Source organism: Streptomyces sp. NPDC090442, from assembly GCF_044769405.1.
In the GTDB taxonomy this organism is placed as follows: Bacteria; Actinomycetota; Actinomycetes; order Streptomycetales; family Streptomycetaceae; genus Streptomyces.
In genome coordinates, this window is record NZ_JBIVXW010000016.1 from 1 (window position 1) to 19,231 (window position 19,231).

The 19,231-nt window shown below is 71.0% G+C and carries 19 protein-coding genes and 1 pseudogene; 12 read left to right on the forward strand and 8 right to left on the reverse strand.

Features of this window, described 5'->3' with window-relative positions:
• Nucleotides 1-368, reverse strand: a 368-nt coding sequence (locus ACIQU6_RS13735; protein ID WP_403481922.1) for a transposase, incomplete at its 3' end; no start/stop codon positions are given.
• Nucleotides 369-606: 238 nt separating this feature from the next.
• Between ACIQU6_RS13735 and ACIQU6_RS13740 the strand changes: the two genes are divergently transcribed.
• Nucleotides 607-789: a hypothetical protein gene (locus ACIQU6_RS13740; RefSeq protein ID WP_403481807.1), complete on the forward strand. Its 183-nt coding sequence runs from the start codon at nucleotides 607-609 to the stop codon at nucleotides 787-789.
• Between the two features lie 89 nt (nucleotides 790-878).
• The gene (locus ACIQU6_RS13745; protein ID WP_403481808.1) at nucleotides 879-1,097 is read left to right on the forward strand and encodes a hypothetical protein; all 219 of its coding nucleotides are present in this window, start codon (nucleotides 879-881) and stop codon (nucleotides 1,095-1,097) included.
• A gap of 299 nt (nucleotides 1,098-1,396) precedes the next feature.
• On the opposite strand, the gene ychF is transcribed toward ACIQU6_RS13745, so the two are convergent.
• Nucleotides 1,397-2,485 (reverse strand): redox-regulated ATPase YchF, encoded by a 1,089-nt coding sequence (gene ychF, locus ACIQU6_RS13750; RefSeq protein WP_403481809.1) that lies wholly within the window; start codon nucleotides 2,483-2,485, stop codon nucleotides 1,397-1,399.
• Nucleotides 2,486-3,027: 542 nt separating this feature from the next.
• On the opposite strand from ychF, the pseudogene ACIQU6_RS13755 reads away from it, so the two are divergent.
• Nucleotides 3,028-3,480 (forward strand): annotated as a pseudogene (locus ACIQU6_RS13755) (DUF6542 domain-containing protein); the annotation flags it as partial.
• Nucleotides 3,481-3,490: 10 nt separating this feature from the next.
• Here ACIQU6_RS13755 and ppgK read toward each other — a convergent pair.
• Together ppgK and ACIQU6_RS13765 are read right to left on the reverse strand one after the other, a co-directional pair.
• Nucleotides 3,491-4,417 carry a polyphosphate--glucose phosphotransferase gene (gene ppgK / locus ACIQU6_RS13760; protein WP_403481810.1) on the reverse strand — a complete coding sequence of 309 codons (927 nt, stop codon included), beginning with the start codon at nucleotides 4,415-4,417 and terminating at the stop codon, nucleotides 3,491-3,493.
• A gap of 66 nt (nucleotides 4,418-4,483) precedes the next feature.
• Nucleotides 4,484-5,485, reverse strand: coding sequence for a 4-hydroxy-3-methylbut-2-enyl diphosphate reductase (locus tag ACIQU6_RS13765; RefSeq protein WP_403481811.1), 1,002 nt, complete (start codon nucleotides 5,483-5,485; stop codon nucleotides 4,484-4,486).
• Between the two features lie 71 nt (nucleotides 5,486-5,556).
• On the opposite strand from ACIQU6_RS13765, the gene ACIQU6_RS13770 reads away from it, so the two are divergent.
• The 4 genes from ACIQU6_RS13770 to ACIQU6_RS13785 all read left to right on the forward strand — a co-directional run bounded on the left by ACIQU6_RS13770 (nucleotide 5,557) and on the right by ACIQU6_RS13785 (nucleotide 9,355).
• Entirely contained in the window at nucleotides 5,557-6,945 is a 1,389-nt protein-coding gene (locus ACIQU6_RS13770) for an APC family permease (RefSeq protein ID WP_403481812.1), read from the forward strand.
• A gap of 60 nt (nucleotides 6,946-7,005) precedes the next feature.
• The gene (xseA, locus tag ACIQU6_RS13775) at nucleotides 7,006-8,262 is read left to right on the forward strand and encodes an exodeoxyribonuclease VII large subunit (RefSeq protein ID WP_403481813.1); all 1,257 of its coding nucleotides are present in this window, start codon (nucleotides 7,006-7,008) and stop codon (nucleotides 8,260-8,262) included.
• A gap of 10 nt (nucleotides 8,263-8,272) precedes the next feature.
• Nucleotides 8,273-8,533 (forward strand): exodeoxyribonuclease VII small subunit, encoded by a 261-nt coding sequence (locus ACIQU6_RS13780; protein ID WP_403481814.1) that lies wholly within the window; start codon nucleotides 8,273-8,275, stop codon nucleotides 8,531-8,533.
• Nucleotides 8,534-8,761: 228 nt separating this feature from the next.
• Nucleotides 8,762-9,355 carry a malonic semialdehyde reductase gene (locus ACIQU6_RS13785; protein ID WP_403481815.1) on the forward strand — a complete coding sequence of 198 codons (594 nt, stop codon included), beginning with the start codon at nucleotides 8,762-8,764 and terminating at the stop codon, nucleotides 9,353-9,355.
• Between the two features lie 109 nt (nucleotides 9,356-9,464).
• Here ACIQU6_RS13785 and ACIQU6_RS13790 read toward each other — a convergent pair whose 3' ends face one another.
• The gene (locus tag ACIQU6_RS13790; protein WP_403481923.1) at nucleotides 9,465-10,001 is read right to left on the reverse strand and encodes a DUF4245 domain-containing protein; all 537 of its coding nucleotides are present in this window, start codon (nucleotides 9,999-10,001) and stop codon (nucleotides 9,465-9,467) included.
• A gap of 228 nt (nucleotides 10,002-10,229) precedes the next feature.
• Between ACIQU6_RS13790 and glpX the strand changes: the two genes are divergently transcribed.
• The gene (gene glpX / locus ACIQU6_RS13795) at nucleotides 10,230-11,261 is read left to right on the forward strand and encodes a class II fructose-bisphosphatase (protein ID WP_274913559.1); all 1,032 of its coding nucleotides are present in this window, start codon (nucleotides 10,230-10,232) and stop codon (nucleotides 11,259-11,261) included.
• A gap of 106 nt (nucleotides 11,262-11,367) precedes the next feature.
• Here glpX and ACIQU6_RS13800 read toward each other — a convergent pair whose 3' ends face one another.
• Entirely contained in the window at nucleotides 11,368-11,730 is a 363-nt protein-coding gene (locus ACIQU6_RS13800) for a WhiB family transcriptional regulator (RefSeq protein ID WP_274913561.1), read from the reverse strand.
• Between the two features lie 195 nt (nucleotides 11,731-11,925).
• Nucleotides 11,926-12,837, reverse strand: a complete 912-nt coding sequence (locus tag ACIQU6_RS13805; RefSeq protein ID WP_403481816.1) for a DUF1707 domain-containing protein — start codon at nucleotides 12,835-12,837, stop codon at nucleotides 11,926-11,928.
• A gap of 167 nt (nucleotides 12,838-13,004) precedes the next feature.
• Here ACIQU6_RS13805 and ACIQU6_RS13810 point away from each other — a divergent pair, with 167 nt between their 5' ends.
• A complete protein-coding gene (locus tag ACIQU6_RS13810) occupies nucleotides 13,005-14,681 on the forward strand; it encodes a fumarate hydratase (RefSeq protein ID WP_403481817.1) in 1,677 nt (558 codons plus the stop codon).
• 699 nt (nucleotides 14,682-15,380) lie between these two features.
• Here the strand turns inward: ACIQU6_RS13810 and ACIQU6_RS13815 are convergent.
• Complete coding sequence (locus ACIQU6_RS13815; RefSeq protein WP_403481818.1) at nucleotides 15,381-15,584, reverse strand: hypothetical protein; 204 nt, start codon at nucleotides 15,582-15,584, stop codon at nucleotides 15,381-15,383.
• 493 nt (nucleotides 15,585-16,077) lie between these two features.
• Here ACIQU6_RS13815 and ACIQU6_RS13820 point away from each other — a divergent pair, with 493 nt between their 5' ends.
• The 3 genes from ACIQU6_RS13820 (at nucleotide 16,078) to ACIQU6_RS13830 (ending at nucleotide 19,193) form a co-directional block, all read left to right on the forward strand.
• Nucleotides 16,078-17,472: a class II fumarate hydratase gene (locus ACIQU6_RS13820; RefSeq protein WP_403481819.1), complete on the forward strand. Its 1,395-nt coding sequence runs from the start codon at nucleotides 16,078-16,080 to the stop codon at nucleotides 17,470-17,472.
• Between the two features lie 56 nt (nucleotides 17,473-17,528).
• On the forward strand, nucleotides 17,529-18,266 hold the full coding sequence (locus ACIQU6_RS13825) for a DUF402 domain-containing protein (RefSeq protein WP_403481820.1): 738 nt from the start codon (nucleotides 17,529-17,531) through the stop codon (nucleotides 18,264-18,266).
• 243 nt (nucleotides 18,267-18,509) lie between these two features.
• Nucleotides 18,510-19,193, forward strand: coding sequence for a class I SAM-dependent DNA methyltransferase (locus ACIQU6_RS13830; protein ID WP_403481821.1), 684 nt, complete (start codon nucleotides 18,510-18,512; stop codon nucleotides 19,191-19,193).
• Nucleotides 19,194-19,231 lie beyond the last annotated feature (38 nt).

Sequence of the window (19,231 nt, forward strand, 5' to 3'; positions counted from 1 at the left end):
CAGTCACGCGCGTCGATCAGGTTGCGCATGGCGTGGGAGACGTGGGTGTTCAGCCGGTCCCAGACGAGCACGATCGGTGCCCGGACCAGCTGGTGTACCCCGTCGATCAGGTCGATGTAGTCGTGCTCGGACAGGCTGCGGCGCTCGCCCTTACGCCCTGTGTGCAGCCGAAGTCGGTGACACAGCCGGGTCCGTGAGCCAGGACGCATCGCGATCAGCCCGGCGACAGAGACCCTCCCGGAGCGGCGACCGTTCACCTTCACGACCGGGGTCGTGCCGCGTCGTCCCCAGGTACGTCCGACCGGCGGCCTGCGGGTGAATCCGGCCTCGTCCTCGAAACAGATCCATCCTCGGCAGGCCGCCTGCAGCTCCCCCGAGTAGCGAGTGAACCGATGCTAAGGCTAACGACCTTGCCCTGACTCCGTGTTGGAGTCACCTTTTGGAGTCTCCCCACCACTCTTCCAGCGCGTTGACTAACCGTCATCCGTCCCGAGAGCGCACCGGCAGGTGCACCACCGGCGGCAGGGCGTCCCGCTGGCTTCTCCCCCTGAGGCGAGTGGGCGCCCAGCACCCACCCCCAGTCCACGCGAGCGAACCGAGTCTGCGATGACCACATACAGCACCGTTCAGGGCCAGCAGAACGTCGTCACTTATCCGCCGGGCACTGTCGTCTACGACGTCGTCGCCGGTGCCGTCGGCAGGGTGGCAGATCCGGAGGCATACCCACGGGGCTGCTTGGACAGCGTCTGCGTTCTCGTAGTGCCGCTCGTCGGGTCCGACCCGACGTGACAGGCCGAGTCCGGCGCGCTGCGCCGGGCAGCCGACGAAGAGATCCACGCTGCGCTCACCGAACCCACGCTCACCGAGGCGGATGCTCTGTGAACGACACGCATCCTGAGGTCGGCGATCTCGTCGTCGCGGTCGCGACCGGCACGCAGTGGGTGTGCACGGATATCGCGGGCGCGAAGACCCGCCGGCCGGTGTGGCTGCTGCGCCCCCGGTACGGCGCTGCCGGCAGGGAACAACTGCGCGTTGAGCGGGACGACCTCGTGTCGTATGCGGTGGCCGCCCGCCGCGGCGAGTGGATCCAGCCTTGAGCCGCCGCATCGGCCGCCCATAGCCAACGGCACCAACGCACCCCACCGCAGCCCACCGCAGCCCCATCCGCGACGAAATCCGCAGCCGAGTGCACCCCGATACAGCGAACAGACCGTCAGCCACATCCAGCCCAGATCCAGCACCGGTACGGATACCAGCGATGACGACAGGTGACGACCCGTCAGAAGATCCAGCACGGATCCAGCACCGGGCACGACAACGGGGCCGACCCCATCCAGGGTCGACCCCGCCCGACCTGCGCATTTGCCAGATCGCTACATCAACGCTACGGCGTGCGTCACACGTTGAACCGGAACTCCACCACGTCCCCGTCCTGCATCACGTACTCCTTACCTTCCATGCGGGCCTTGCCGGCGGAGCGGGCCTCGGCTACCGAACCGGTCTCGACCAGGTCGTCGAAGGAGATGACCTCGGCCTTGATGAAGCCCTTCTGGAAGTCGGTGTGGATGACGCCGGCGGCCTCGGGGGCGCTGGCGCCCTTCTTGATCGTCCAGGCGCGGGTTTCCTTGGGGCCGGCGGTCAGGTAGGTCTGCAGGCCGAGCGTGCTGAAGCCGACGTGGGCGAGGGTGGCCAGGCCCGGCTCCTCCTGGCCGACGGACTGGAGGAGTTCCAGGGCCTCCTCCTCGTCGAGCTCGGCGAGGTCGGCCTCCAGCTTGGCGTTGAGGAAGATCGCCTCGGCGGGGGCGACCAGGGCGCGCTGCTCGTTCTTGAAGTCCTCGTCGGTGAGCTCGTCCTCGTCGACGTTGAAGACGTAGAGGAACGGCTTGGTGGTGAGGAGGTGGAGGTCGTGCAGCAGCTCGGTGTTCTCGGCGCCCTGGACGAGGCCGGCGGAGAAGAGGGTGCGGCCGTCCTCCAGGATGGCCTTGGCCTCCTCGACGGCCTTGACCTTCGGGGCCACGTCCTTCTTGATCCGCGACTCCTTCTGGAGGCGGGGCAGGACCTTCTCGATGGTCTGGAGGTCGGCGAGGATCAGCTCGGTGTTGATCGTCTCGATGTCGTCCTTGGGCGAGACCTTGCCGTCGACGTGGACGACGTTCTCGTCCTTGAAGGCGCGGATGACCTGGCAGATCGCGTCGGACTCGCGGATGTTGGCGAGGAACTTGTTGCCCAGGCCCTCGCCCTCGGAGGCGCCGCGGACGATGCCCGCGATGTCGACGAAGTCGACGGTGGCGGGGAGGACCCGCTGGGAGCCGAAGATCTCGGCCAGCTTGGCCAGGCGCGGGTCGGGGACGCCGACCACACCGACGTTCGGCTCGATGGTGGCGAACGGGTAGTTGGCCGCCAGCACGTCGTTCTTGGTCAGGGCGTTGAACAGGGTCGACTTGCCGACGTTGGGCAGACCGACGATTCCGATCGTGAGCGACACGGTGGCGACTTCCCGGAGCTGGAGTTGGGCGAGGGGCGGGCCGCTTCCCGGGGACCGGGCCGGTGGGACCGGGCCGGGCCGGGACGGCCGATCCACCAGTCTACTGGGCGGGCCCCGCGGTGCCGGGCGGGCCGGGAGCGGTCCCCGTGAGGGCGCGCGTCGCGCCGCGTGCTCCCTCGGCATGCCCCGGGCCGCCTAACGCACCCCCCAAGGTAGGTCAAAGTGCGTGTCCTGTGGCCTATTAATCCCACCTCGCTGCCTACCGTTGGCGGGTGGACCCACATGTGGAGCACCCCCAAGCGCGCATGTCCCCGCACGGCCGGCCGCCGAGCGGCGGCCCGGAGGCGGCGCAGGACGCCCGGCTCCCGCGTCCCGCGGAGGCCGTGGCCCCCGATCCCGACGACGCCTTCCTGTCCGCGATGCGGGCGTCCGGCTACGCCTCGGTCCCCGCGGGCACCGAGGTCACCACCCGCGGTTACGGGCCGGCGCCGGCGGAGTTCCGGGCGCCGACCCGGCCGTCGGCCGGGCGGGCGGAGGAACGGATGCCGCGGCCGGCCGCGGGGCCGCCGCCGGACGGCGAGGAGGTCGCGGCCGTCTACCGGGCGGGCCCCCGACGCCCGGCGCCCGTCCCGGTGGACGGGCTGGTCCGCCGGCTGCCGGCCGCCAAGCTCACCGGCCTCGGCTGTGGCCTGCTCGCCGCCTGCACGCTGTTGGCCCTCGGGTTCCTGGACCGCTGGCTGTTGGGCGGGGCGCAGGCCGCGTACGGGGTGTGCTTCCTGCTGGTCGGCCTGGCGGCCGGGGCGTGGGTGCGGCCGCGCGATCTGATCGCCGCGCCGGTCGCGCTGCCGATCGCCTTCACCGTCGGCGCGGTACCGGTGCAGCACGGCCCGACGGGCTTCACCGGGCTGCTGGTCGGCGTCTTCACCGTGCTCGCGCTGAACGCCGGCTGGCTCTACGGCGGCACGCTGCTGTGCGCACTGGTGGTGCTGGTGCGCCGGGCGTTGCTCAGCGCGCGGCGTCGGGCCAGCCAACCGGTGAGTCGACAGCGGCAGTCGGGGACCGGTCCGCGGGGGACGGCCCCTGGGGCGGACGGGTCCGGGCCGCAGGGCCCGGGCCACTCCCGGTCGGGGAGCCGTCCGCGGCAGGTGGCGCGCCTGTAGGGGCCGCGGCGTCGGCCGCCCCGGTGGCGGCGCGGGCGTGCGCGGCCATCGCGGCGCCGACGATCCCGGCGTTGTTCTGCAGCCGCGCCGGCACGATCTCGGCCCGGATGCCCTCGATGAGCGGCAGGAACTTCGACGCCTTGCGGCTGACCCCGCCGCCGATCACGAACAGCGCGGGCGAGAAGAGCATCTCCACGTGCGCGAGGTACTTCTGGACCCGGTGCGCCCAGTGCTCCCAGGTGAGCCCCTCGTCCTCCTTGGCCTTGGTGGAGGCGCGCTTCTCGGCCTCGTGGCCGTGGAGTTCCAGGTGGCCCAGCTCGGTGTTGGGGACGAGCCGGCCGTCGGTGAAGACGGCGCTGCCGATGCCGGTGCCGAGGGTGAGGACGATGACCGTGCCGGACCGGCCGCGGCCGGCGCCGAACCGCATCTCGGCCAGGCCCGCCGCGTCCGCGTCGTTGAGCAGGGTGACCGGGCAGCCGCCGGCGAGCCGGCCGGTGAGCAGCGCGGCGGCGTCGGTGCCGATCCAGCGCTGGTCGACGTTGGCGGCGGTCCGGGTGGTCCCGCCGGTGACCACGCCGGGGAACGTCGCGCCCACCGGGCCGGTCCACCCGAAGTGGTCCACGACCTCCTTGACGCAGTCGGCGACCGCCTCCGGCGTGGCCGGGTGCGGGGTCAGTACCTTGTGGCGCTCCTCGGTCAGTTCGCCGCGCTCCAGATCAACCGGGGCGCCCTTGATGCCGGATCCGCCGATGTCCACACCGAAGACCTTCATGGGAAAAGGCTAGGCGCGGACCTGGCCCGCCGCCCCCGCTATGACGAAGACGGCGGGCGGCGGTGATCACTCCTGGACGGCCGCCTCGGCCTCGGCGCGCAGGTCGCGGCGGAGTTCCTTGGGCAGCGAGAAGGCGATGGACTCCTCGGCGGCGGTGATGGTCTCGACGTCCTCGTAGCCGCGCTGGGCGAGCCACTGGAGGACGCCGTCGACGAGGATCTCCGGGACGGAGGCGCCGGAGGTGACACCGACCGTGCCGACGCCCTGAAGCCAGCTCTCGTCGATCTCCTCGGCGTAGTCGACGAGGTACGACGCCTTGGCGCCGGCGCCGAGGGCGACCTCGACCAGGCGCTTGGAGTTGGAGGAGTTGCGGGAGCCGACGACGATCACCAGGTCGGCCTGGGCGCCCATCTGCTTGACGGCCTGCTGGCGGTTCTGGGTGGCGTAGCAGATGTCGTCGCTGGGGGGCGAGAGGAGGTTGGGGAAGCGGCCCTTGAGGGCGTCGACGGTCTCCATGGTCTCGTCGACGGAGAGGGTGGTCTGGGAGAGCCAGACGACCTTGTCCGGGTCGCGGACCTCGACGCCGGCGACGTCCTTGGGGCCGTCGACGAGGGTGATGTGCTCGGGGGCCTCGCCGGAGGTGCCGATGACCTCCTCGTGGCCCTCGTGGCCGATCAGGAGGATGTCGTAGTCCTCCTTGGCGAACCGCACGGCCTCCTTGTGGACCTTGGTGACCAGCGGGCAGGTCGCGTCGATGGTGGCCAGCTTGCCGCGCTGGGCCTCCTCGTGGACGACGGGGGCGACGCCGTGCGCGGAGAAGATCACGATGTTCCCCTCGGGCACCTCCTCCGTCTCCTCGACGAAGATCGCACCCTTCTTCTCCAGGGTCTTCACCACGTACTTGTTGTGCACGATCTCGTGGCGCACGTAGACCGGGGCGCCGTACTGCTCAAGGGCTTTCTCGACGGCGATCACGGCGCGGTCCACGCCCGCGCAATAGCCGCGGGGGGCGGCGAGGAGGACCTTGCGGCTGGGCTGCGGACCGGGAGTAGCAGACATGGGTCCCATCGTAAGGCCGCGCCCCGACACGGGTCGGTCCCGGCGGTGGCCCAGACTGGTGGGGAGCAAGAGGAGGCGGTATGCCGGGCACCATCGGCGCGACCGTGGGTGATGAGGGGCGCAGCGGCACCGGAACGCTGCGCCGGACGCTGTCGTTCCGGGACCTGGTCGTCTACGGGCTGCTGTTCATCGCCCCGATGGCGCCGGTGGGGATCTTCGGCACCCTCCAGGCGACGTCGCACGGCGCGATCGCGGCGGTCTACCTGGTCGCCACGGTGGCGATGGCGTTCACGGCGTACTCGTACGCCCAGATGGTGCGGGTCGCGCCGCGGGCCGGGTCGGTCTACACCTACGCGCGGGTCGGGCTGGGCGAGGGCGCCGGGTTCGTCGCCGGGTGGATGGCGATGCTGGACTACCTGCTGATCCCGGCGGTGGCCTATCTCTTCTCCGGGATCGCGCTGCACGCGCTGGTGCCGCAGGTACACCAGTGGGTCTGGACGGCGCTCGCGGTGGTGGTGACCACGCTGCTGAACCTCTGGGGCGTGCGGGTCGCGGCGGTGGTCGGGTTCGCGGTGCTGGCGCTGGAGATCGCGGTGCTGGTGGTCTTCGTGGTGGCGGCGGTGTGGGCGCTGGCCGCGCACGGGCCGCAGCGCGGCTGGACGGTGCCGCTGACCGGCGAGGGCGGCTTCTCGACGAGCGCGGTGCTGGCGGCGGTGTCGATCGCGGTGCTGTCGTACCTGGGCTTCGACGCGATCGCGTCCTTTGCCGAGGAGGCTTCCGGGGGCTCGCAGCGGGTGGCCAGGGCCGTGGTGACGTGCCTGGTGGTGGCCGGGGTGCTGTTCGCCGTGCAGACGTATCTGGCGGCGCTGCTGGCCCCGATGAGCGCCGCCGAACTGGCCGCCAAACCGGGCGAGCAGGGCGCCGCCTTCTACGTGACGGTGGACTCCGCGGTGGGCGGCTGGCTGCACGACCTGGTGGCGGTGAGCAAGGCGATCGGGGCGGCGTTCGCGGCGCTGGCGGGGCAGGCGGCGGCCGGCCGGCTGCTGTTCGCGATGGCGCGGGACCGGCGGTTGCCGGGGGCGATGTCGAAGGTGGACGCGGGCAGCGGGGTGCCGCGCCGGGCGCTGCTGGGGGCGGCCGTGGTGACGCTGGTGGCGGCGGTCTGGGCGGCCAGTCGGGACGACGGTCTGGACCGCCTCTCGTCGATCGTGAACGTCGGCGCGCTGGCCGCGTTCGCGCTGCTGCACGCCTCGGTGATCGGCTGGTTCCGGGTCCGTCGACAGGCGGCGGAGCCCAGCGTGTTGCGGCACGTGGTGGTGCCGTTGGCGGGGCTCGCGGTGGTGGTCGCGGTGATCGTGGAGGCCGCGCCGACCGCGCAGATCGTGGGCGGCGCCTGGCTGTTGGTGGGTCTGGCGGTGCTGGTGGTGCAGCACCTGAGACGGGGGCGGGCGGCCGCGACGCGGGACTGAGCGCGGGCGCCGGGCCGGCGCGGCCGGGCACTGTCAGTGGCCGCCGCTACGCTCACTGACATGGCTGTCTCTACGTCTCCGGAAGCGCCGATCCCGGTCGGCGAGGTGTCCCGGCTCATCGGCGGGTGGATCGACCGGCTCGGCGCGGTGTGGGTCGAGGGGCAGATCACCCAGCTCTCGCGGCGGCCGGGCGCGGGCGTGGTGTTCCTGACGCTGCGCGATCCGTCGTACGACATCTCGGTCAGCGTGACGTGCTACCGCCAGGTCTTCGACAAGGTCTCCGAGGTGGTGGGCGAGGGCGCCCGGGTGGTGGTGCACGCCAAGCCGGAGTGGTACGCCCCGCGTGGCCAGCTTTCGCTGCGGGCCGCCGAGATCCGACCGGTCGGGGTGGGTGAACTCCTCGCCAGACTGGAGCAGTTGAAGCGGGCGCTGACGGCGGAGGGGCTGTTCGCGGCGGAGCGCAAGCGGCCGCTGCCGTTCCTGCCGCAGCTGATCGGGCTGGTCTGCGGTCGGGCCAGCGCCGCCGAGCGCGATGTGCTGGAGAACGCCCGGCACCGCTGGCCGGCGGTCCGCTTCGAGGTGCGCAACGTCCCGGTGCAGGGGGTGCACGCGGTGCCCCAGGTGATCGCGGCGGTGCGGGAGTTGGACGCGCTGCCCGAGGTGGACGTGATCGTCGTGGCGCGCGGCGGCGGCAGCGTGGAGGACCTGCTGCCGTTCTCCGACGAGCAGTTGGTCCGGGCGGTGTCCGAGGTGCGCACGCCGGTGGTCTCCGCGATCGGCCACGAACCGGACAGCCCGCTGCTGGACCTGGTGGCCGACCTGCGCGCCTCGACGCCGACGGACGCGGCGAAGAAGGTGGTGCCGGACGTGGGCGAGGAGCTGACCCGGGTCGAGCAGTTGCGGGCGCGGGCCCGGCGGGCGCTCGGCGGCTTCCTGGACCGCGAGGAGCGGGGCCTGGCGGCGGCGCTGCACCGCCCGTCGATACAGCACCCGCAGCGGATGGTCCTGGAGCGCGAGGAGCAGGTCACCGCCCTGTTGGAGCGCGGCCGGCGCACGCTGGGGCATCTGCTGGACCGCGCCGATTCGGAGCTGGCGCACACCCTGGCCCGGGTGGTGGCGCTCTCCCCCAAGGCGACGCTCCAGCGCGGCTATGCGGTGCTGCAGAGACCGGACGGCTCGGCGGTGCGGGCGCCGTCGGAGGTGGCGGTGGACGAGGAGTTGCGGGCCAGGGTGGCTAAGGGCGCGTTCCGGGTGCGGGTCTCCGCGATCCCGGAGGCCGACGGCGGACGGACCGGTGCGGACAAGGCGGACTCATAGGGTGGGAGACATGGCAAAGACGGATGACGCGGTGGACGGGATGGCGTCGGTGGACTCCACCCTCGGTTACGAGCAGGCACGGGACGAGCTGATCGACGTCGTCCGCCGCCTGGAGGCGGGTGGCACGACGCTGGAGGAGTCGCTCGCCCTCTGGGAGCGCGGCGAGGAGCTGGCCAAGGTCTGCCGCCGCTGGTTGGACGGCGCGCGGGCCCGGCTGGACGCGGCGCTGGCCGAGGCGTCGGAGGGCGACGGCGACGCGGAGCAGGAGTAGCGGACGGGGAGTAGCGGGGTAGCGGACGGGGTCGGAGCCGGGGCCGAGGCCCCGCGCTCCCCGAAGGGTGAGATTCCGAATCCCGGAAGGCCACTGCCGCCCTGTGAACCCCCTCACAGTTTCCATCCGTTAGTTGAAACTTAATCTACTTCGGTTACAGTGGTACCCGTAGACAGCACTGGTCTGCGCAACTCCCCCATACACACCCGATGCCCCGAGGTGCCGCTGATGACTCTCGCCCTTGACGCCGCCGCCCAGGACCTCCTCTTCCGCGAGGCCCAGACCGCCAACACGTTCACGGACGAGCCGGTCACGGACGAGCAGGTCCAGGCCATCTACGACCTGGTGAAGTACGCCCCGACCGCCTTCAACCAGTCCCCGCTGCGGATCACCCTGGTCCGCTCCGAGGACGCCCGCAAGCGCCTGGTCGCGCACGCCATGGGCGCCAACGGCCCCAAGACCCTGGCCGCGCCGCTGACCGTGATCCTCTCCGTCGACCTGGACTTCCACGAGAAGCTGCCGCGCCTCTTCCCGCACGCCCCGGGCGTCAAGGACAGCTTCTTCTCGGAGGCCGCGGTCCGTGAGGTCGCCGGCACCCAGAACGCCACCCTCCAGGCCGGCTACCTCATCCTCGGCATCCGCGCCGCCGGCCTGGCCGCCGGCCCGATGACCGGCTTCGACTTCGGCGCCGTGGACAAGGAGTTCTTCGGCGACGGCAAGCAGAAGTCCTTCCTGGTCATCAACGTCGGCAAGCCGGGCCCGGATGCCTTCTTCCCGCGCTCGCCGCGACTGGCCTTCGACGAGGCCGCGACCACCATCTGAGCCGACCACCGGCCGACGCGATAGCCACCGCACACGACGAGGCCGCCGCACCCCTCCCGGGTGCGGCGGCCTCGTCGTACTGCCCCTCGGGCGAGCGGGGCGGGGTGGCTCAGCCCTTCTTGGCGACCAGGGCCGCGGCCAGCTCGGCCAGCCGCCCGTAGGGCGCGGTGCCGGTGACGACCGTGGTCACCCCGGGCTGCTCGTTGACCAACGCCTTGTAGGTGTCGCCCTCGTAGCGGTCCCACTTCTTGTCGCCGACGGCCTGCTGGCCGGCGACCTTCTCCGCGCCGAGCGTGACGTCCTTGATGAACTGCGCCGCGGGTGCGTCGCTCTGCTCGACGGCCGCGTACTGCTGCTCCGGGTCGAGCATTCCCAGGTGCCAGGCGCCGCCCTTGCCGTCGCTGGTCGCCTTGTACGAGACCGAGGTGGCCCGCCAGGACGACGGCAGGCCCTCGGGCGCCGCGACCGGGTACGGGGCGGCGCGCCGGGCGGTGATGATCTCGACCCGGGTGTCGACGGTCTTGACCGCGTTCTTCTCCGCGGTCGCACTGTCGTCGTGCGGGATGAAGAAGTAGATCGCCCCGACCAGGATCCCGATCACCGCCAGCGACAGAACCATGTCCGTCACTCTTTGCCTGCCTCGCATACCAGCCACGTCCCTATGGTCCCCTATGCCCGTCGGCGAGCGGACCCGGCCCCCTCGGACACCACCCACCTGGGCAAACGGTTCTGCGGCCGGCACCCGCCCGCCGAGGGCGTCACCCGACCAGTGGCTTGCTCATGCGAAGGCCCCCCTGCTCATTTTCGCGACGTACCGATAAAGTCATGAGCACCCTCATCAATCCGGCCGTCGCCGTACAGAAAGGTGCGCTCGATGACCGAGCATCATCTGCCGTCCCAACTAGAGGTCAGTCCGGAGGCCCCGGACCGTAACCTCGCCCTGGAGCTGGTCCGGGTGACCGAGGCCGGTGCCATGGCCTCGGGCCGCTGGGTCGGCCGCGGGGACAAGAACGGTGCGGACGGCGCGGCGGTCAAGGCCATGCGGGCCCTGATCCACACCGTCTCCATGAACGGCGTCGTGGTCATCGGGGAGGGCGAGAAGGACAACGCCCCGATGCTCTACAACGGCGAGCGGGTCGGCGACGGCACCGGCCCCGAGTGCGACGTGGCCGTGGACCCGGTGGACGGCACCACGCTGACCGCCAAGGGCATGGCCAACGCGGTCTCCGTGATGGCGGTCGCCGAGCGCGGCTCGATGTTCGACCCCTCCGCGGTCTTCTACATGGACAAGCTGGCCACCGGCCCGGAGGCGGCGGACTTCGTCGACATCACCGCCCCGGTGGCGGTGAACATCAAGCGGATCGCCAAGGCGAAGAAGTCCGCGGTCGAGGACGTCACCGTGGTCATCCTGGACCGGCCGCGCCACGAGGGCCTGGTCAAGGAGGTCCGGGAGGCCGGCGCGCGGATCAAGTTCATCTCCGACGGCGATGTCGCCGGCGCCATCATGGCGGCCCGCGAGGGCACCGGCATCGACCTGCTGCTGGGCATCGGCGGGACGCCCGAGGGCATCATCGCGGCCTGCGCGCTGAAGTGCCTGGGCGGCACCTTCCAGGGCAAGTTGTGGCCCAAGGACGACGAGGAGCGCCAGCGCGCCCTGGACGCCGGCCACGACCTGGACCGGGTGCTCCAGATCGAGGACCTGGTCAGCGGCGACAACGTCTTCTTCGTCGCCACCGGCATCACCGACGGCGAGCTGCTGCGCGGCGTCCGCTACCGCGCCGAGACCGCCTACACCCAGTCCCTGGTCATGCGCTCCAAGTCCGGCACCATCCGCCAGATCGACTCCCAGCACCGGCTGTCCAAGCTGCGCGCCTACAGCTCGATCGACTTCGAGCGCCCGAGCTGATCCCGGCGGCCGCAGCCGACCCGCACACAACTCGCCCCCGTCGGAAGGACTTTCCGGCGGGGGCGGGATGCGTACGGTCGCGGCCGCCGTACGGGGCGTGCTGCGGTCAGCCGGCCGCGGTCATCGGGGCGGCGGCGCGCTGGAGCTCGCCCTCCCGGCGCCGCCGCCGGGTCAGCACCACCCGGCGCTCGGCGGCGGTCAGCCCGCCCCAGACGCCGTACGGCTCGGGTTGGAGCAGGGCATGCTCCCGACACTCGACCATCACCGGACAGCGGGCACAGACCCGCTTCGCGGCCTCTTCCCTGGCCAACCGGGCGGCGGTGGGCTCCTTGGAGGGGGCGAAGAACAACCCGGCCTCGTCCCGGCGGCACACCGCCTCGGAATGCCAGGGACCGGCGTCGTCGCGAGCGTGCCCTCGCTGGGACGGAACGACAGCGGCATCCTGCAGGGGCTGATGCGGTAGCAGCACGGTCTACTCCTGACGACGGCATCGGCGAGAGAAATCACCCTTGACCGTCTCGCTGCGCACGGCTTTTCGCACCCCGCAGCCGTACGAGAGACGATGCACCAGCCCTACCCGCTGTACGCGGGCTTATGCACACCGTGTCGATCGAGGAGAAGCCGGCGCGGCCCCAACACCCTTTGTCGCCAAGCGAGTCGACGGCTAGCCGAGGCGGCGGCGCTCCCGGCGCTCGGACCACCGCTCGTGGCGCTCCGCCCGCAACTGGTCCATCCGCTCGTGCCGTTCGGCCCGCCGCCGGTCCATGCGCTCGTGCCGTTCGGCGCGGCGCTGGTCCATCCGCTCGTGCCGCTCCGCCCGCAAGTCGTCCATCCGCTCGTGCCGGTCGCCCCTGAGGCGGCTGCCCAGGTCGCGGATCCAGGCACCGCGCTTGGGCTTGGCCTCCACGCTGCCCAGCAGCGCGAAGCCGTTGACGTCGATCTCGGGGGCGTCGCCGTCCTCCGCCTCGTGCGTCTCGACCTCGAAGCTGCCGAGGACGCCGGAGCCGTTGCTGCGCAGGGTGACGTTCTCCGGCACCCGGATCTCGACGCTGCCGAAGAGGGAGGTGACGTTGATCTGCACGCGCTGCTGCGGGAAGACCGCCTCGGTCAGGTCGATCTCCACGCTGCCGAAGACCGCGACCGCGTTGATCCGCGACGGGACGCGCCAACGGCCCTTGCGGCCGGCCGCGCTGAAGATCGCGACGAGGTTCTGGTCCGCGCCCGCGGGGGCCGGGCCGTACTCGTGGGGCCCCTCCTCCGGCCGCGGGCGACCGCCGACACCGGGGAGGTCCCGGACGACGGGCTCCAACTCGCCCATGGTCTTGGCGCGGTAGACCACGTCGATCCGCTCGGCGTGCTCCTCGGCGTCCAGCCGGCCCTCGGCGAGCGCCTCCCGCAGGATCTCCGCGATCCGGTCGCGGTCCGCGTCCGAGGCCCGCATATCCGCCTCCGCGACCGGCTTGGCCTGCGGTTTCGCCTCGCCCTTGGTCAGTTTCACCACCTGCTGGTCGTGCTCCGCAAGCGGCCCGGGCGGGGTCTCGGGGCCCGGTCGTCCCCCGTTTCCTGAAGCGTCCACGCGCCCAGCGTACCGAAACGCGATAGATCGCGACTAGGGGATCCACGGGCGCGTCTCCCACGGACTGAGCCTTACCTCACAGCAGCGACGCCGGGCCGGGGTTCTACGCTGGTCGGGCGCTGCCGTAGAAGCCAGCCACCACCCCTCCGAGTAAGGACATATCCCCCATGCCGGAATTCGCCTATACCGACCTGCTCCCCACCGGCGAGGACAACACCCCCTACCGTCTGGTGACTTCGGAGGGCGTCAGCACCTTCGAAGCGGACGGCCGGACGTTCCTCAAGGTCGAGCCGGAGGCGCTGCGCAAGCTCGCCGCCGAGGCGATGCACGACATTGCGCACTACCTGCGCCCGGCCCACCTCGCCCAGCTCCGCAAGATCCTGGACGACCCGGAGGCCAGCGCCAACGACCGCTTCGTCGCGCTGGACCTGCTGAAGAACGCCAACATCGCCGCGGCCGGCGTGCTGCCGATGTGCCAGGACACCGGCACCGCGATCGTCATGGGCAAGCGCGGCCAGAACGTGCTGACCCAGGGCGGCGACGAGGAGGCCCTCTCCCGCGGCATCTACGACGCCTACACCCAGCTCAACCTGCGCTACTCGCAGATGGCGCCGCTGACCATGTGGGACGAGAAGAACACCGGCTCCAACCTCCCGGCGCAGATCGAGCTGTACGCCACCGACGGCGGCGCGTACAAGTTCCTCTTCATGGCCAAGGGCGGCGGCAGCGCCAACAAGTCCTTCCTCTTCCAGGAGACCAAGGCCGTCCTCAACGAGGCGTCCATGATGAAGTTCCTGGAGCAGAAGATCCGTTCGCTGGGCACGGCCGCCTGCCCGCCGTACCACCTCGCGATCGTCGTCGGCGGCACCTCCGCCGAGTACGCCCTCAAGACCGCCAAGTACGCGTCCGCGCACTACCTGGACGAGCTGCCCACCGAGGGCTCCCCGACCGGCCACGGCTTCCGCGACAAGGAGCTGGAGGACAAGGTCTTCGAGCTCACCCAGAAGATCGGGATCGGCGCCCAGTTCGGCGGCAAGTACTTCTGCCACGACGTCCGCGTGGTCCGCCTGCCCCGGCACGGCGCGTCCTGCCCGGTCGCCATCGCGGTGTCCTGCTCCGCCGACCGCCAGGCCGTCGCCAAGATCACCGCCGAGGGTGTCTTCCTGGAGCAGCTGGAGACCGACCCGGCCCGCTTCCTCCCCGACACCACCGACGAGGACCTCACCAAGGGCGCCGGCCCCGACCTCGACGCGGTCGCCGTCGACCTCAACCGCCCGATGGACGAGGTCCTCGCCGAGCTGACCCGGCACCCGGTCAAGACCCGCCTCTCCCTCACCGGCACCCTGGTCGTGGCCCGCGACATCGCCCACGCCAAGATCAAGGAACGGCTGGACGCGGGCGAGGAGATGCCGCAGTACCTCAAGGACCACCCGGTCTACTACGCCGGCCCGGCCAAGACCCCCGAGGGCTACGCCTCCGGCTCGTTCGGCCCGACCACGGCCGGCCGGATGGACGCCTACGTCGCGCAGTTCCAGGCCGCCGGCGGCTCCAAGGTCATGCTCGCCAAGGGCAACCGCTCCCAGCAGGTCACCGACGCCTGCGCCGCGCACGGCGGCTTCTACCTGGGCTCCATCGGCGGCCCCGCGGCCCGTCTCGCGCAGGACTGCATCAAGAAGGTCGAGGTCCTCGAATACGAGGAGCTCGGCATGGAGGCCGTCTGGAAGATCGAGGTCGAGGACTTCCCCGCCTTCATCGTCGTCGACGACAAGGGCAATGACTTCTTCACCGACCCGGCCCCGACGACCCCGACCTTCACCTCGATCCCGGTCCGCCAGGGCTCGTAGCTCCCGTCAATTCCGTTCCGGAGAGCCGGAGTTCCCGGGGCTCGGAGTACCGGGCCTCCGGTGCTCCGAACGGACGGTACCGTTCACGGCCGTCGCCCACCGCGCGTGGGTGGCGGCCGTGAACTCTTCGGCAATTCCCGGCGGAGCACGGCCCGTTCCGGGGTCGACCTCTTCACCACCGCGCGAACGACCAGGAGGCATGCGCGCAAAACCGCGCGCTCCTGGCGGAGTTGGCCTCGCCGCCGCCCCACGCCCTCGCCGCCCCCTTGCGCTTCCACCACCGGCACATCGGGCCGCCGGTCACGCGCGCACGCCGTAGGGCCGACCCGACGGCTCCCGACGGGCCCTCCCCCCGTTCGGCGACAGGTCGACAAGGCACCCCGGCATCGGAGCCGGAACCCGACGGGCGCGTCACCGTCGGCTTTCGCCGGCGGAGCGCGAAGTGAACCGTGCCGCAAAGGGAACCACCCCACCGGCGCCGCGCAGGCACAAGGCAAGGGCATGCGGGTTCGACACGACGACGCAGCAGGCGGGCGGCGTCGAAGTCGGCGCTCCGGAACTCCCGTGCGGTCAGGATGTCCTGGCGAATCGTCAGACATCGATGCTCCGGGCCTCCGGGGAACTCACGGGGCACCCGACGAGGGCCCGGAGGCGGGATGCGCCCGCCCGGCCCGGCAGCGGCGTCCTCGCCCACCCGCCCTAACGCCCCCGGTGGCGGGGGCAGGCGCACGGGGGCCACGCCTGGGTGAGGCCGTACAGGTCGAAGCGGTCGCCGACGACGACGTGGACCTGGGCGCGCTCCTGGACGACGACGCCGTCGCGGGTCGTGGTGTAGACGCGCAGGGTCATCAGCGACTGCCGGGATCGCGAGCCCGATGATGTGTGGCCGACGCTCGTGGCCATGGTGACGCTCCTGTTCGGTGGGGGGTGTTGGCGCTGTCCTGTTAGGTGCGAGGGCGGCTCCCCTGGTTCCGTCGTGGGATCGCCTTAACTTTCCGCGATTGATACGTTCCGTGTTCCCATCGTTACCCTGAGCCGTAACCTTGGGAAGGAGTGAGAGCTGAGTCCTACAGACGTAAGAATGGGAAGTGAGGCCATGGCCAAGGGGGTTGGGTCTCCCTCGCCGCTCGGGGCAGGGGGTCGGCGCAGAGCGGCGGTGGCGTCGCCCGTCGGGTCGCCGGGTGGGAGCGAGAGCGGGTGAGCGGTGAAGCCGCCGTGATGCGGGGGAAGTTGGTGCGGCCGTCGGGGCGGCCGGGCGGGTGGCCGCCGAAGGGGAGGGCAAAAACGGAGGCGTCTCGTCCGCGTGCCCCCGGTCGGCACGAGGGGTGACGGCGCAGGCAGGTGACATCCACCGACGGCCGGGAACAGATCCGTCCTCGCGGGCACTGTCATAGGCATGAGCGAAAACAGCGCATACAGGATCGAGCACGACTCTATGGGCGAGGTGCGGGTTCCCGCGCACGCCAAGTGGCGGGCCCAGACCCAGCGGGCGGTGGAGAACTTCCCGATCTCCGGGCAGCGGCTGGAGCGGGCGCACATCGAGGCGTTGGCGCGGATCAAGGGGGCGGCCGCCAAGGTCAACGGCGAGCTGGGGGTGCTGGGCAAGGACCTCGCGGGGGCCATCGCGGAGGCGGCCGCGGAGGTGGCCGAGGGGCGGTGGGACGAGGACTTCCCGGTGGACGTGTTCCAGACGGGATCGGGGACGTCGTCGAACATGAACGCCAACGAGGTGATCGCGACCCTCGCCAGCGAGCGGCTGGGGCGGGCGGTGCACCCCAATGACCACGTCAATGCGAGCCAGTCGTCGAACGACGTGTTCCCGTCGTCGATTCACATCGCGGCGACCTCGGCCGTGCTCCGTGACCTGATTCCGGCGTTGGAGCATCTGGCGACGGCGCTGGAGCGCAAGGCGGCGGAATTCGCCGAGGTGGTGAAGTCGGGGCGGACGCATTTGATGGATGCCACGCCGGTGACGCTGGGCCAGGAGTTCGGCGGTTATGCGGCGCAGGTGCGGTACGGCGTGGAGCGCTTGCGCGCGTCGTTGCCGCGATTGGCCGAACTGCCGCTCGGCGGAACGGCGGTGGGGACGGGGATCAACACCCCGCCGGGATTCTCGGCGGCGGTGATCGCCGAGGTGGCGCGGGCGACCGGGCTGCCGTTGACCGAGGCGCGCGACCACTTCGAGGCGCAGGGTGCGCGGGACGGAATCGTCGAGACCAGCGGCCAGTTGCGGACCATCGCGGTGGGGCTGACGAAAATCGCCAACGACCTGCGGTGGATGGCGTCGGGGCCGCGGACGGGGCTCGCCGAGATCAACCTGCCGGATCTCCAGCCCGGTTCGTCGATCATGCCGGGGAAGGTCAATCCGGTGATTCCGGAGGCGGTGTTGATGGTCGCCGCGCAGGTCACCGGAAATGACGCGACGGTGGCGGCGGCCGGGGCGTCCGGAAATTTCGAACTCAATGTGATGCTGCCGGTGATCGCGCGGAATGTACTGGAGTCGGTGCGGCTGCTCACCAATGTGTCGCGGCTGCTGGCCGACCGGACGGTGGACGGCATCACCGCGAATGTGGCGCGGGCCCGCGAATACGCCGAGTCGTCCCCGTCGGTGGTCACGCCGTTGAACAAGTACCTCGGTTACGAGGAGGCGGCGAAGGTCGCCAAGCAGTCGCTGGCGGAGCGGCGGACGATCCGCGAGGTGGTCGTCGAGGGCGGTTATGTCGAGCGCGGACTGCTGACGGTCCAGCAGCTCGACGAGGCGCTCGATGTGTTGCGCATGACCCATCCGTAACCACCGGTGCGGCGCATGTCACCGCGCACGTAACGCGACGCCCCTAAGATCTGCGCATGACAGCGGACACGGTGGAGACGGCGGAGGGCGGGACGGGCGGTGCGCCCGGACCGACGGGCGGAGCGGGTGAACGGGTTGCGGGCGGGGGCCGTTGGGCGCCCGGCGAGCACGTCCTGTGGCGCTACCGCGACAACGCCGACCCCCGCCGGTTCCACATCTGCCGTCCGGTGACCGTCGTGCAGGACACCGAGGAGTTGCTCGCGGTGTGGATGGCGCCGGGCACCTCGTGCATCAAGCCGGTGCTCGCCGACGGCACGCCGGTGCACCGCGAGCCGCTCGCCACCCGTTACACCACACCGCGCCGTACCCAGCGCGACCAGTGGTTCGGCACCGGTGTGCTGAAGTTGGCCAGGCCCGGGGACCCTTGGTCGGTCTGGCTGTTCTGGGAGAGCGGCTGGCACTTCAAGAATTGGTACGTCAATCTGGAGGAGCCGCGCCGCCGTTGGTCGGGCGGAATCGACTCGCTCGACCATTTCCTCGACATCTGTGTCTATCCGGACCGGCGCTGGGAGTGGCGGGACGAGGACGAGTTCGCGCAGGCGCGGCGGGACGGGTTGATGACGGACGCGCAGGCGGCCGGCGTCAGTTCCGCCGGACGCGCCGCGGTCGCACAGATCGAGGCGTGGGACGGGCCGTTCGCCGACCGCTGGGAGGATTGGCGGCCCGATCCGGCCTGGGAGGTTCCCGTGCTTCCGGAGAACTGGGATCGACCGCCAGATCGTTTGCTGTCGTGAGGTAGCAAACGTGAAAAGAAGAGAATGAAGCGAGTGAAGGGGGCGAACGGTGGAAAGGTGCGCCTATGGGCGAAGCTGTTTCCCACTGGCTTCCCACGGCGTTCCCGCTGGACGAGAAGCGGTGGTCAGCCCCCTTGCTGCGCCCTGGGCCTTCAAACGTAGGATCGTCCTCCGCAAGACTGCACAGGCGCAACTCCAGAACGAGAAAACGAACTTGACCGCGGTCGCAGGAGGGGCGAGGTCGTGAGCGCGACGAGCTACGACACGTACGAGGGTCTGAACCGGTTAGGGCTCGACCGGGCCGGACAGGCCGAGGCGTTCGACACGATCGGCAATCAGTACGAGACGGCCTTTCCACACAAGGAAGGCCAGATCGCCTCCGGCACGTGGTTGAGCGGAGAACTGCCGGCGGCTTCGCGGATCCTCGACGCCGGCTGCGGGACGGGCCTGCCGACGGCCCGTCAACTCACGGACGCGGGCCACCGGGTCGTGGGAATCGACCTCTCCCCCGGGATGGTCGAACTGGCCCGGGAGAACGTCCCGGGCGCCGAATTCCACCGGCTGGACATCGCCGATCTGCGCGGTGGCCGGCTGGGCGGCGCCGGCTCCTTCGACGGAATCGCCGCCTATTTCTCGTTGTTGATGATGCCCCGGGCGGAAATCCCCTGTGCGCTGGGCATGCTGCACGACCTCCTGCGCCCCGGCGGGCTGTTGGCCCTGGCAATGGTCGAGGCCGATATCGACGACTTCCCCCTTCCGTTCCTCGGCAGCACGATCCGGGTATCCGGATATCTGCGGGAAGACCTGCGCCGGGTCGTGCGCGACGCGGGATTCGACATCGTCGGGGAGGACTCGTATGCGTATGCCCCGGCGAGCACGGACGTACCACCCGAAATCCAGCTCTTTCTGCACCTGCGACGCGCTTGAGACGCACCGCGTCGGGCGCGGCCGCACGGGCGGCGCGC